Below are 13032 nucleotides of genomic sequence, written 5' to 3'. Positions count from 1 at the left end.
GGGGGGGGGGGGCGGGGGGGGGGGTGGCCGAGAGTCCGGTCCGGAGCGCCGGGCGGGGTGCCGGTGCGCGGGCGGGCGGCGGCCGCGGGGCGAGCGGGGCCGGTGCGGCCCGGTGCCCCCAGGCGAGGGCGAGGGCCGCGCCGGTGCAGGCCGCGGCCGTCAGCAGCAGCACCGCCCGGCCCCGCGGGGTGAAGCGGGCGCGGGCGGCGGCGCGGCCGGCCCGCCGGGCGAGCCGCACCACCAGGTAGACCAGTCCGGCGGTCGGCAGCAGCAGCATGACCAGGCCGATCACGCCGAGCGCCGCGGCCGCGGGTGCCCCTGCGGCGAACGCGTCGGCGGTGTCGGAGAGTTGGCCGGTGAAGGAGTCCACCGCCGTGCGCAGCAGCCGGGGCGCGTTCCAGAGCACGTAGGCGACCTCGGCCACCAGCAGCGGGACCATGGCGAGCACCCACGCCGTCACGATCACCCGGGACGAGCGCTTCAGCCCCGCGATCTCGGGCGGGACGGGCCGCCGGGGCAGCATGCTGCGCAGGATCGGTCGGACCTTGCCGAACAGGTCGGGGACGCCGGCCAGGTCGGCGAGGATGTAGTAGCCGTCCAGCCGCAGCACGGGCAGCAGCTGCTCGACGATCTCGAAGTGGGCCACGTACACGGCGGCCAGCAGGAAGTCCCGGCCGGTCGCGAAGTACGCGGCGAACAGCACGCCGACGAACACCGCGTTGAAGTAGACGCCGCCGAGGTCGGTGCGCAGCCGGTCGGGCCGGCGCAGCCGGTACACGTCGGTGACGTCGGTGTACATCGCCGGCCACACCAGGTAGATGCCGCAGCCGATGCAGCCGGGCCGTCCGCCGCCGTAGCGGCAGCCGGAGGCGTGGCCGAACTCGTGGAAGACGGTGGACAGCACGGTCAGTGCGAGGACGGCGAGCAGCAGGGCCGGCTCCTGCACGGTGTTCAGCACGGGGGTCATCGCCCCGTGCACCGCGAACAGCCAGACGTCGGCGGCGGCGGTGAGCAGCAGGACGGTCGCCACCGCGACCGGCCGGTGCAGCCAGGACAGCGCGGCGGCCACGGTGTTGACCGACGGCGGCCGGAGCAGGACCTTGTGGGCGCGCAGCGCGAGCAGCAGGTCGGTGACCGGGACGGGTGCGGCCGCGGCGCTGCCGGCCGGAGGGGCGAGCAGGCCCAGCGGGCGGAGCTTGTGGTCGAGGAGGTGGGCGATGTGCTCGGGGCCGAGTTCCAGGCCGGAGCGGGCGCCGACCAGTTCGGCGATCTCACGCTGGGTGCGGGTGCCGTCCAGGGCCTCGGCCACCAGGTAGAGCAGCCGGCTGAGCTGGACCATCTGTCCGTCGGCCCGCCGGACGAGGTAGCGGGGGGTGGTGAAGCCGGAGTCGCGGTACTCGCCCTGCAGGGTGAGCCCGGGGGCGGGCCGCGGTACGTCCTCGGCGGTGCCGTGCGGGACGTCGTGCGGCACGCGGTGCGGGGCGTCGGCGGCGGGGTGCGGGCCGTCGGCGGTCCGCGGTGCGGGGCCGGCCTGGCCGGGGTCGGTCGGTGGGTCGGTGGGAGGCTCGGTGCCGGGCCGCGCCCAGGCGTCGGGAACGGCCGGCCGTCGGGTGTCGCCGACGGTCGCCGGGCGTTCCGCGGCCATGGGGGTCCGGCTGCCGATGCCGTGTCCGCTCTCGGTCACGTCACCTTCCGGGCTGGCAGTCGTTGGAAGTGCGGAAAGTGTTTCCGGCGGCGATTCCGGCGCCACCGGAAACACTTTCCGCATGATTTCCGTGAACGGGTCAGAAATGCCGGTCGGGGGCCCGGCCGCGAGCCGGCTGCCCTGCCGGCCGCCTTCCGTTCACAGCACCCGGGCCGTCCACGCGGGGCGGCGGGGCGTCAGCGGCGGAGCATCCGTCACTGGTGGATGGAGATGTACTGCTTCGCCTCCGAGGCCGCCAGGGAGTCCCAGGAGTGGTCGTTGTAGGAGACCGAGTTGTTCTCCGCGTAGACGACGGCGTGCTTGGTGACCGTGGTCTTGTGGAGGTTGAAGCTGAAGCGGCTCAGCGCCTCGCGCTTGGGCAGCAGCTCGGCGGTCTCGGTCTCCAGGACGGACATGTCGATCATGGGGATCCATTTCTCCGTACGGTTGCGCTCGGGGCGGCCGCGGCTCGGCCGCCCCGGTCGGACGGGTGTCCGACGGCCTGGACATTACGGCGGCGTCACGACGCTGAGCAAGCAACCGGATACGTCGGGTGATCGATTTCGCGGGAATAGTGCCTGCATTCGCACGGCAATGCCGGGCGGTCCGAAGATCGAAAAGTCGGTCGAATTCGGCGGGGTTCCGGGATTCTTCGTATCCGAGGTTCTCGGCGGCGCGCGGGGGGCCGCCGACTTCACTCGATCGGCTCAGCTCACCGGCGTGTTCCCGGACGGTGCGTCAGGGCCGGTGCGGGGCGGGGGCGCGTCCCGCGGGGTCGGCCGGGCGTCCGGCCGGCGGTGCGCCCGGCGCGGGCCGGACGAGCGGGGCGCGAACCGCGGCACCGGTTGTCCGCGTCCTGTCGACCGGGTGCCCGGGATTCCAGTCGATCGACGGGGGTGCCCGCCCGGGGCCGGGGCTAGCCTGACCCCGGGGGTGGGGCAGATCAGCGGCAAAGGGCACGAATCCATGGACGATCTCAGGCTCTCCGTCCTGGGGCCGATGCAGGTGCGGCGGGGGGCGGCGCAGCTCAGGACGGGCGGCCCGCAGCAGCAGGCGATGCTCGCGGTGCTCCTGCTGCGGCGCGGACTCGCCGTCGGCGCGGGAGAGTTGGCGGAGGCCATCTGGGGCGACGAGCCGCCCGGCACGGCCACCGGCATCATCCGGACGTACGCCTGGCGGTGGCGGCGCGTCCTGGAGGACGGCGAGGGCCCGCAGGTGCTGGCCACCGGCGGCGACGGCTACCGGCTCGACCTGCCGACCTCCGCGGTGGACGTCTTCCGCGCGGAGGAGGCGGCGGCCTGCGCCGAGCGGGCGAGCACCGACGGCGAGACCGCCCAGGCGCGCGATCTCCTCGACGCGGCACTGGCGTTCTGGCGGGGCGAACCGCTCGCCGGCATCCCCGGGCCGTTCGCCGACCGGTGGCGGCGGCTGCTCGCGGACCGCCGGCTGGCGCTGCTGGAGGAGCGGATCGCCCTGGACCTCGCGCTCGGCGGCCACCGGCGCTGCGTCCCCGAGCTGACCGAGCTCGCCGCGGCGCACCCGTTGCGCGAGCGGGTCCACCTGTTGCTGATGCGGGCGCTGGCGCAGGCCGGCCGCACCGCCGACGCGCTGGCCGCCTTCCGCACCGTACGCCGCACCCTGGTGGGTGAGTTGGGGATCGGGCCGGGTGCCGAGCTGGAGTCCGAGCACCGCCGGATCCTGGCCGGCGGGAGCGTGGCCGCCGCGCCGTCGCAGCCCGCGGTCCGGGCCGCCGTGCCGCGGGCCGCGGCACAGCCGGTGCCAGAGGCGGTGCCCGGGCCGGTGCCGCGGCGGCCGGCTGTCGCCGTGCTGCCGGTGCCCGGCCAACTGCCGCCCGACACGTCGGACTTCGTGGGCCGGGAGACGCTGGTGATGGCGCTGGGCGAGGCGCTGGTCTCGCCGGTGAACGGGTCGCCCGCGATCGTGTCGGTGGCCGGCATGGGCGGGGTCGGCAAGACCACCCTGGCGCTCCACGTCGCCCACCAGGTCCGCCGGTTCTTCCCGGACGGCCAGCTCTACGCGGACCTGCGCGGGGAGGGCCCGGACGGCGGCCGCCCGGCGGCCGTGCTGGCCAACTTCCTGACGGCGCTCGGCATCGCGCCGGAGGCGGTGCCGGACGGCACGGAGGACAGGTCCGCGCTGCTCCGCTCGCTGCTCGCGGACCGCCGGCTGCTCCTGGTGCTGGAGAACGCGGACGAGGCCGCCTCGGTGCGCCCGCTGCTGCCCGGCACCGCCGGCTCCGCCGTCCTGCTCACCAGCCGTACGGGGGCGGCGAGTTCGCTCGCCACCCTGCACACCGACCTGGAGCTGTTCACCCCGGAGGAGGCGCTCGGCCTGCTCGGCCGGGTGATCGGCCCGGAGCGGCTGGCCGCCGAGCGGCCCGCCGCGCTCGGACTCGTCTCGGCCTGCGGCCACCTGCCGCTGGCGGTGCGGATCGTGGCGGCCCGGCTGGCGGCCCGTCCGGCGTGGACGGTCGCCAGCATGAACGACCGGCTGGCGGTGGAGGTCCGCCGGATCGACGAGCTGCGGATCGGCGACCTCGCGGTGGAGGCCGCGTTCGCCCTCGGCTACCGGCAGCTCTCGGCGGACCAGGCCCGGGCCTTCCGGCTGGTGGCCGCGGTGCCGGGGCCGGACATCGGGCTGAACGCCGCGGCGGCGGTGCTCGCGGTCGGCCGGGACGACGCCGAGGACCTGCTGGAGTCCCTGGTGGACGTCCGGATGGTGGAGTCGCTGCGGATCGGCCGCTACCGGTACCACGACCTGCTGCGCTCCTTCGCGCAGCGGACCTCGCGGCGCACCGACCCCGGCGAGGCCGCGGCCGCCCGGCAGCGGCTGCTCGGGTTCCTGACCGCGACCGGGCACGAGGCCTTCCGGCAGGGCTGCCCGGGGGACGAGATCGACCAGGTGTTCGCCCGGCCGTCGACCACGGGGCTGTCCTTCGCCGACCGCGTCGCGGCGCAGGCCTGGGTGTCGGCGGAGTCCGGGACGGCCGTCGCGCTGGCGCACCGGATCGGCACCGAGCCGCCGGACGGGGAGGGCGCCGACCCGGACCACCGGGAGCGGCTGAACGGCGCGGTCGACCTGCTGGTCATGCTGAGCCCGTTCGAACTGGGCCCGCACCGGGGGCCGTTGACCGAGGCGGTGGACGCGCTGGCCGAGGCGGCCGTCCGGCGGGGCGACGCCCGCGCCGAGGGCCGGGCGCGCTTCCTGCGCGGCAACATCGCGCTCGACCTGCACCGGCTCTCCGAGGCGCGCCGCCAGACCCGGCTGGCCGCGGCCGCCAGCCGGGCGGCCGGCGACACCGCGATCCTGCGGCAGGTGCTCAACGACGGCGGCCTGGTCGCCCAGTACCTGGCGGACTACGAGGAGGCCGACGCGCTCTACGGCGAGGCGGTCGAGCTGGCCCGCCGGCTGGGGCACCGGGCCGGCGAGGTGGCCACCCGGGTCAACGTCGCGCTGGCCCGGGTGTACGGCGGCCGGGCCGAGGAGGGCGCGGCGGTCTGCCGCGCGGTGCTCGCGGACCTGGCGCGGGGCCTGCCCGGCGGCCCGGCGGAGGAGGGCCCCGGCCGGGCCTACGCGATGTACGTGCTGGGCCTGGCCCTGCACACGCTGGGGGACCACCCGGAGGCCGCGGAGTGGTTCGGCCGCAGCATGGCGCTGGCCTCCGGCCTCGGTCTGGAGGTGCGGGCCGCGCAGTCCCGCTACCGGCTGGCCGACAGCCTGCGGGCGGCGGGCCGGCTCCGGCAGGCGGTGGAACACGCCGAGGCCGCCCTCGCCGCCTGCGAGGACCTGGGCGCCGAACGCGACCAGGCGCACGCGCTGCTGGCGCTGGGCCGCGCGCTGACGGAGCTCGGCGAGGAGGGCCGGGCCCGGGCCTGCCTGCTGCGGGCCCGGGCGCTGTTCACCGGACTCGGCCTGCCGGTGGACGCGCACCACGCGGACCTGGTGGCCGGCCTGGTGGCGGTGCGGACGGTCTGAGGGCCCGTCGGGAGGCGTACCCGGTGCCCCGGCACCCGGGTACCCCGCCCGGCCGGAGCGGGCCGGGCGGCGGGCGGTGCGTCAGGAGACGGTCGGCGGCCGGTGGTAGTCGGCCCCGGTGCTGTTCCACGAACCGATGTGGATGTCCGCGATGTGCGGCGAGGACCCGCCGGAGGTGTCCCCGGCGGAGGCGCCGGTGTTGTTCCAGGACTCGATCGGGATGTCCGCGGAGGCGGCGCCCGCGGGGGAGGTGCCCGCGGTGCCGAGCAGCAGCACGGCCGCCGCCGCGCCGGTGAGCAGCGCCCGCCGCAGGACCCGCATTTCCGTCGCCTTCTTCATCTCCGGTCCGCCTTTCTGTCGGCCCCCGGTCGGACGCGCGTCGCACCGGGGTCTGAATTCCGGTGGCGCACGCGTGGGCCGGGCGGCGTTTATCGGGTTGTACATCGGTTGTAGATGTGCTCGGGATAGCGTTCCTGTGTGCCGTCGACCACGGCACGGAAGACCGCCGGAGACCATTCCGGCGGGTGCTTTCCGGAGCCGTCCGGGGGATTCCCGGCCGGCTCCGACCGGGGTGTCCGGCGTACCGGCCGGGCCCCCGTCCCGCACTCGGTTACTCAGGAGTTGTCATGCGTCGAATCCCGGTTGGAACGGCCTGTGCCGGCCTCGTCCTCGCCCTGCTGGCCGTCCTCGGGTGGGCCGCGTCGCCGGTCGCCGGCGGTGCGGTCACCGCGGACGGCGCGGTGGTGTCGACCGACGCGACGACCGGGGACTTCCCGGCCTGCTGCTGATCAGCGGCGGGCCGGACCGGAGCGGTGGGGCAGCAGGCTGCCCCGCCGCCCCAGGCAGCGCATGCCCTGCTGGTAGGCGTGCACGGCCCCTTCGCTCTCGCCGGCCCTGTCGAGGATCTCGGCGAGCTCGGCCCAGGCGAAGGCGGCCTGCCGGTCCGCGCCGGACGCCTCCAGCATCAGCGCGCCCCGCTCGCAGGACTCGCGGGCGCCGGCCTCGTCGCCCTGCTCCTGGAGGGCCGCGGCGAGGACGAGCAGCGTCCGGGCGGTCTCCAGGCGGTGGCCGGGGCCGAGCAGTTCCAGGGCTCTGCGGGCGTGCTCGGCCGCGGCCGCCGGGTCGGCGGCGAGCAGTTCGGCGCGGGCCATCGCGGTCTCGCAGTACGCCAGGTCGATGCTGCTGCCTTCGCGGACGAGGGTGTCGGCGCTGCGGCGCAGCAGGTCCCTGGCCGCCTCGACGTCGGGTTCGTCGCGCTGCAGCAGCACGGTGGCGTAGGCGTTGCGGAGGCGGGCGACGGCCCGCTCGTTCTCGCCCTCCGCGTAGATCGCCAGCGCCCGCTGCACCAGCATCAGGGCGTTCTCCGAGTCGCCGCTGCGGTGGGCCGCCAGGCTGGCGTTCCAGTAGACGGCGCCGAGCGCCTTCGGGTCCTCCACCTGCCGGGCCTGCTCCAGGCCGAGCGAGGCGAGGTAGGAGGCGCGGTGCAGGTCGCCGCGTTCGGAGTGCAGCCCGACCAGGGTGGACAGCAGTTCCATGCCGGTGACGGTGGGCAGCAGGCCGAGCCGCTGCACCTCGGCGAGGGTGGTCTCGGCGAGGTCGACGGCGTGCGCGAGGTCGCCGAGCTCGCGGTAGCAGCGACAGAGCGCGACCACCACGGTGAGCCGGCCGGCGCCCTGCCGGGCGGGCCGGCCGCCGGCGTGCAGCCGTTCGTAGCGCACCACGGCCTCCTCCAGCCGCCCGCACAGCTCCAGCGCCTGGGCGGTGCCGAGTTCGGCCTGGGCGGCGATGTCGTCCTGGCCGGCGTCCGAGGCCTCGGCGGAGACCTTCTCGTAGGCGCGCAGCGCGCCCTCGCTGTCGCCGTTGCGCAGCATGATCTCCGCGTAGCGGAGCTCGACCTCGATGTCCTCGGTGCGGGCGCGCGGCATCAGCCCGAGCAGCGCCTTCGGGTCGCAGCCGAGCCGCTCGGCGAGCTGCTCGACCACGCGGGTGGTAGGCACCCGCTTGCCCGCCTCCAGCAGGGAGACGTAGCTGGGCGACAGGTCGTCCCCGGCCAGGTCGGCCTGGGAGAGTTTCGCGGCCCGCCGGAGCTGCCGGATCCGGTTGCCGAGCTCTTGGCTGTCCGCCACGGCGCACCCCTTCTTGACTCGATCGCGAGACTATCAGTCGCGGAGCGCTGTCAAGGAGGGTTCCGATCATTCCGGCCGTTCGGGCCGGGCCGCGGGGTGTCACCGGCTCAGCCCTCCCGGCGGGCGTGCAGCCGCTGGTAGACGCAGCGCCCGGAGCGGTACAGGCCCGCCGAGTCGCGGCCGACCCGGTCGGCGAAGAAGCGGGCGTAGGCGGCACGGGGTCCCTCCTCCAGGGTGCCGAGCAGCCGGGCGGCCTCCGCGGGCAGGCGGTCCAGCGAGCGGAGCACCCCGGCGGTGATGTCCTCCACCGCCTCGACGCACAGCCCGGCCGCGGCGGCGGCGCGGGCCGGGCCGTGCGCGTCGGCGGCCGGCCACTCGTCGGCGAGCAGCAGGTGCCCGCCGGGCCGGAGCACCCGGGCGGCCTCGGCGAGGAAGCGTCCGGCGTCGGGGAAGCAGTGCACGGACTCCACCGAGACCACGGCGTCGAAGGAGGCGTCGGGGTGGGGCAGCCGGTCGGCCTCGCCGTACCGGAAGTCGAGTCCGGGGGCGGTGTGGTCGCGCCGGCAGAACGCCACGTTCCGGGGCGAGGCGTCGAGGCCGGTGACGGTGCGGGGGCGGCGGGTGCGGGCGAGTCGGGCGGTTCCGCCGCCGCGGCCGCAGCCGGCGTCCACGAGGGCCGCGCCCTCCAGCGGGGCGGGCGCGGCGGTCAGGTCGTAGAGCGCGCCGCCGTGCCGCCCGGTGCCGGGCAGCTCCGGGTCGGCGCACGGGTCCGGCCCGTCGGGGCCGGCGGTGCAGTGGCCCATGTTGAGGAAGGTGAACCACGGGTCGGGGTGCAGCAGCGCGATGAGGTCGTACTTCGCGCGGTACAGCGCCCCGGCGCCGCCCGGCTGCCCGGCCCCGGGGGGGGGGGGGGGGGGGGGGGGGGGGGGGGGCCGGGCGGGGGGGGGTCGGGGAGGCGGGCGGCGAGGTGGTCGGCGATCCGCCGCCAGCGGTCGGGGCCGGCGGCGGGCAGCCAGGTGAGCCCGTCCAGCAGGTGCAGCGCCTGCTCGGGGTCGAGCGGGGCGAGCAGGGCCGGGTCGAGCGGCTCGGGCGGGTGCGCGGCGGGTGCGCTCACCGCGGCGGCTCCGCGAGCCGGTTGAGGCCGGCCCGGTCCTGGCCGCTGACGAGGGTGCAGGCGTGGCCGGGGAAGTGCGGGCGGACCTTGACCGCGGGCACGGTCATCCGGACGGCCAGGGCGAGCCGTTCGGCGCCCGAGGTGTTGACGCCGGAGGCGTGCAGCGCCCGGTCGGTGAAGACGGCGCACTGGCCGGGCCGCAGCGGCAGGGAGACGGCGCGGCTCTCGTCCACGTGCTCCGGCGGGACGAGCAGGGTGGCCCGGCGGCCGGGGCCGGACGGCCGGGCGGGCAGCACGGCCCGGGTGCCGGGGACGAAGCGCAGGCAGCCGCTGTCCTCGGTGACGTCGCTGACGGCGATCCAGAAGGTGAAGTGCAGCGGCGGCTCCAGCCCGTACTCCTCGCCGGGGGCGTAGACGCCGCCCCAGTCCTGGTGCCACTGGAACTCGGGGCCGCCGGAGGCCTTGGCGATGAAGGTCGACCGCCACACCAGCAGGTCCTCGCCGTACAGCGCGCGGGCGGCGGCCAGCAGGGCGGGGTGGGTGATCAGGCGGTGCACGGCCGGGGAGTCGAGGTGGCGGCTCTCGATGTACGGCACCGGGCTCGCGCCGCCGCGGCCGGCCACCAGGTTGGCGAGCCGCCCCTCGACCTGCTCGGCGGCGGGGGCGGGCGCGCGGCCGGGGGAGTCGAGCACGGCGGCGAGTTCGGGGCGCAGCGCCTCCATCTCCGCCACGGACATCAGGGTGAGCGGGCCGAGGAAGCCCTGTTCGCGGTAGCTGTCGCGCTGCTGCTGGGTGAGGTCGGACACGGGGTCGGCTCCTAGGTCGTCGATGCAGGTGCAGGTGCAGGTGCAGGTGCAGGTGCGGGTGCGGGTGCGGCGGCGGTGCGGGGCGGTGCGGCCGCGGGCGGCGGGTAGTGCCGCGAGGTGCCGAGGACGAGGTGCTCCCACGGGTCCAGGGCGACGCCGAGCGCGGCGAGGGCGGCGGTCTCCACCGCGGGGACGGGCCGCTCGGGGGTGCTGCCCGGCGGGGGCGGCGCGAGGAGGCCGTCGATGCCGTGGCCGGGCGGCAGCAGCCGGGCGAGCAGGGCGCCGCCGCCGGGGCCGGCGAGTCCGGCCCCGCCGTGGCGGTCGCACCACCGGTCGGCGTGCTCGCGCAGCCGGGGCGGAAGGCCGGGCCGGACGGCGGTCAGCACCCGGGCGCGCACGCCGCCGAGCACCTGGTCGTGGCCGCGCTCCTCGCGGGGGCGGCCCCGCTCGGCGGCGCGGGCGGCGGCGTCCAGGGCCGCCGGGCCGGTCTCGGGGAGCCCGGGGCCGGCCTCCAGGAAGAGCGCGGCCTCGCGGGCGGTGTCCTCGGCGTCGTCCGAGGAGTGGACGATGTTGAGCACGGTGTTGATCGAGCCCAGGTCCTTGCGGATGGAGCCGGGCGCCGACCAGGCGGGGTCGCCGCGGCCCTTGAGCTCGGCGAGCCGCCGGTGGACGTCGTCGGCCGGGCGGCCGGGGCCCTCCTGGACGGCGAGGGCGAGCAGCGGGCCGAGGTCGAAGAGCTCCTCGACCGTGCGGCGCAGCCCCGGGTCGCGGGCGACCGGTTCGTTGCGCCGGTGGAACGGGTCGAGCCCCGGGGGCGCGGCGGGCCAGAGCCGGTGGCCGGCGACGGTGAATCCCGCCGCCCGCACCCGGGCCACGACCTGCCCGGCCAGGTGTCGGCGCACGGCGTCGGGCGTGATGACCAGGAGTGCGGTGCGCCGGTAGTCGAATTCGGCCAAGGCCGGCCGTCCTTCCGTGTCGGACCGCGGTCGGGCCGCGGGCCTGGAACTGTTCCGTCTGTACTGTCGCGCATTTATGACACCGCCGGTCATCCCATCTGTCAAATGCCCGTGACGAGGCGTCGCAGCGAATGTGACTGACTACTTGACTCGACTGTCACAAACCTGCGAGTGTGCTCGGCGTACAGGGGGAGCACCGCGCCGCGGACCGTGCACGGACTTCCCGGGAACCCGGACCGGCCGGTCCGGCCACGGCGAAGGAACGGTGACCGCATGGATCCCGCACAGCAGGCGCCCGCGCCGAACGGGATGACCGTCCTCGGCGCGGCCGCAGGCACCGGAAAGACCGGCATCGGCATCGGCATCCTGCGCACCCTGCACACCAGGGGCGTGCCCTGCGAGCCGTTCAAGGCCACCGCCGTGGTCGCGCCCGACGACCCGGCGTACACCGCGGTCGCCCCCTGGCGGCGCGGCGTCCTGCACAACTGCGCCGCCGCCGGGCTCCCCGTGCGGTGGTGGAACAACCCGGTGCTGGTCGACCTCCCGTACCCGGGCGCCCCCGAGGGCGACCTCTGGGTGCGCGGCAGGCTGGTCGGCACCGCGCCGGTGGCCGGCGAGGACAGCCTCGACGCCGCCGCACTGCCCGCCGCACTGCGCCGCCACTGCGAGGAGGCCGTGCAGCAGGGCTACGACAAGGTCCGCACGGGCGGCCGCTGGCTGCTCGTCGAGGGCGCCGCGGGCGCGGGCGAGCTGGAGCCCGCCGACGACCTCGCCAACCAGGTGCTGCCCGCCCGCGCGGGCCTGCCGGTGGTCCTGGTGACCAACCCGCGGCGCTCCGGGCACCTGGCCGCCCTGGCCGGCCTCACCGGCCTGCTCGTCCCCGAACTCCGCGCCCTGCTGCACGGGTTCGTCCTCAACCAGATCGGCGGCACCGCCCGGGTGGCGCCGACGGCCCGCCGGCTCACCGCCGCCACCGGGCTCCCGATGCTCGCCGCGATCGCGGACTCGCCGCTGCCGTCCGGCTACGACGGCTCCGCCGGGATGCTCCGGACGCTCTACGACCGGCGCGCCCGCTACGTCGAGGAGTCCGGCCTGCTGGACCGCATCCCCGTCCCGGCCGCACCCCAGTCCCACCGAGGAGTTGCCCCATGAACCAGGTCTTCCGCCCCGACGAACACATCCTCAACGTCCTCGACGGCGCCCGCCGGACGATGTACGACGACGCCGGGGTGCACCTCGCCGACATCACCGGCGTGGCCGGCGCCGGCGCGGTCCTGCCCGGCGGCCTGCCGATCGGCGTCGACCGGATCACCATGCAGCCCGGCACCGCCTTCCCGCTGCACGTCCACGAGGGCGCCCACCTGCTGTACGTGCTGAACGGCCGCGGAGCCCTGCACATCGACGGCCGGGACTACGTGCTGCGCACCGGCGACTCCATCTACGTCCCCGCCGAGTACCCGCACGGCGTCCAGGGCCCGATCGACGACAACCCGCTGGACTTCCTCGCCTTCGGCGTGCCGCACCACCCCATCGACTCGCACACCCGGATGGTGCTCGTCCGCGACGAGGAACTCCTCGCCGGCGGGGCGCTGGAGGAGGCGGCCGCCCGATGACCGCCACCGCACCCCGCCCGGACGGCCCCGCCCACCTGCCGCTGCGCTGGGCCGGCGGCGAAACCCCCTTCGTCCTGTGGCACTTCGACTTCGACGGGGAGCGCTGGGCCGCCGTCCACACCGGAGACCTGCACGACGGCACCCCGGTGCCGCTGCGCATCGAGTCCGCCTGCCTCTTCGGCCACGTGCTGCGCTCCGCCCAGTGCGACTGCGGCTACCAGCTGGACGAGGCCATGCACACCTTCGCCCGGCAGGGCCGCGGCCTGCTGCTCTACGGCATCGACCAGGACGCGCGCGGCCTCGGCATCGCCGCGCACTTCGCCATCTACGCCATGCGCCAGCAGGAGGGCCTGGACACCGAGGCCGTCTACCGCCGCCTCGACGCCCCCGTCGACGCCCGCTCCTACGAGCCGGTCGCCGCGATCCTGCGCCACCTCGGCGTCGACTCCGTGCGGCTGCTCAGCAACAACCGCCGCCGCGAGACCTTCCTGCAGGAGGCGGGCTTCACCGTCGAGCGGGCCCCGCTGGAGGCCCCGCTGGACGTCCACAACATGAGCACCCTGATGCTGGAGAAGGAGGACCTCGACTATGCCTGGTCCTTCGAGACCCACGCCGACTGGCTCCGGCCGCTGCAGGAGTCCGTCCTGGGCAGCCCCGGGCGCTCCCGCGCGTACGCCGTCGTCCCCGGCAGCGGCACCGCGGCCGGAGCCAGTCGGCGTGGGTCTCGAAGGACCAGG

12 protein-coding genes are annotated in these 13032 nt (G+C 76.3%); 5 read left to right on the top strand and 7 right to left on the bottom strand.

The window, feature by feature from the left end; all coding sequences use genetic code 11:
• Positions 1-1684: hypothetical protein (locus tag ABD353_RS34240; RefSeq protein ID WP_344627605.1), on the bottom strand; the 1684-nt coding region annotated here is incomplete at its 3' end.
• A 215-nt stretch (positions 1685-1899) separates the two neighbouring features.
• Complete coding sequence (locus tag ABD353_RS34235) at positions 1900-2109, bottom strand: hypothetical protein (protein ID WP_263103044.1); 210 nt, start codon at positions 2107-2109, stop codon at positions 1900-1902.
• A 541-nt stretch (positions 2110-2650) separates the two neighbouring features.
• On the opposite strand from ABD353_RS34235, the gene ABD353_RS34230 reads away from it, so the two are divergent.
• The gene (locus ABD353_RS34230; RefSeq protein ID WP_344627604.1) at positions 2651-5680 is read left to right on the top strand and encodes an AfsR/SARP family transcriptional regulator; all 3030 of its coding nucleotides are present in this window, start codon (positions 2651-2653) and stop codon (positions 5678-5680) included.
• Positions 5681-5761: 81 nt separating this feature from the next.
• Here ABD353_RS34230 and ABD353_RS34225 read toward each other — a convergent pair whose 3' ends face one another.
• Positions 5762-6019, bottom strand: a complete 258-nt coding sequence (locus ABD353_RS34225; protein WP_344627603.1) for a hypothetical protein — start codon at positions 6017-6019, stop codon at positions 5762-5764.
• A 287-nt stretch (positions 6020-6306) separates the two neighbouring features.
• Between ABD353_RS34225 and ABD353_RS34220 the strand changes: the two genes are divergently transcribed.
• Positions 6307-6468 (top strand): hypothetical protein, encoded by a 162-nt coding sequence (locus tag ABD353_RS34220; protein WP_344627602.1) that lies wholly within the window; start codon positions 6307-6309, stop codon positions 6466-6468.
• On the opposite strand, the gene ABD353_RS34215 is transcribed toward ABD353_RS34220, so the two are convergent.
• The 4 genes from ABD353_RS34215 to ABD353_RS34200 form a co-directional block, all read right to left on the bottom strand.
• Positions 6469-7806 (bottom strand): helix-turn-helix domain-containing protein, encoded by a 1338-nt coding sequence (locus ABD353_RS34215; protein WP_344627601.1) that lies wholly within the window; start codon positions 7804-7806, stop codon positions 6469-6471. It lies immediately after the preceding gene.
• Between the two features lie 107 nt (positions 7807-7913).
• Complete coding sequence (locus ABD353_RS34210; RefSeq protein ID WP_344627600.1) at positions 7914-8609, bottom strand: class I SAM-dependent methyltransferase; 696 nt, start codon at positions 8607-8609, stop codon at positions 7914-7916.
• Positions 8610-8916: 307 nt separating this feature from the next.
• On the bottom strand, positions 8917-9726 hold the full coding sequence (locus tag ABD353_RS34205) for a phytanoyl-CoA dioxygenase family protein (RefSeq protein WP_344627599.1): 810 nt from the start codon (positions 9724-9726) through the stop codon (positions 8917-8919).
• 11 nt (positions 9727-9737) lie between these two features.
• A complete protein-coding gene (locus ABD353_RS34200; protein ID WP_344627598.1) occupies positions 9738-10682 on the bottom strand; it encodes a nucleoside-diphosphate kinase in 945 nt (314 codons plus the stop codon).
• 273 nt (positions 10683-10955) lie between these two features.
• On the opposite strand from ABD353_RS34200, the gene ABD353_RS34195 reads away from it, so the two are divergent.
• The 3 genes from ABD353_RS34195 to ABD353_RS34185 all read left to right on the top strand — a co-directional run.
• Positions 10956-11834: a P-loop NTPase family protein gene (locus ABD353_RS34195; RefSeq protein WP_344627597.1), complete on the top strand. Its 879-nt coding sequence runs from the start codon at positions 10956-10958 to the stop codon at positions 11832-11834.
• Positions 11831-12295 carry a cupin domain-containing protein gene (locus ABD353_RS34190; protein ID WP_344627596.1) on the top strand — a complete coding sequence of 155 codons (465 nt, stop codon included), beginning with the start codon at positions 11831-11833 and terminating at the stop codon, positions 12293-12295. Before ABD353_RS34195 ends, ABD353_RS34190 begins: the two co-directional genes overlap by 4 nt.
• Positions 12292-13032 (top strand): GTP cyclohydrolase II (locus ABD353_RS34185; protein WP_344627595.1); only part of this gene is annotated, 741 nt, incomplete at its 3' end. The genes ABD353_RS34190 and ABD353_RS34185, both read left to right, overlap by 4 nt.

Source organism: Kitasatospora arboriphila, from assembly GCF_039528095.1.
Classification (GTDB): Bacteria; Actinomycetota; Actinomycetes; order Streptomycetales; family Streptomycetaceae; genus Kitasatospora; species Kitasatospora arboriphila.
Note: the sequence above shows the minus strand (reverse complement) of the source record. Positions and strands in the feature narration are given on the sequence as shown.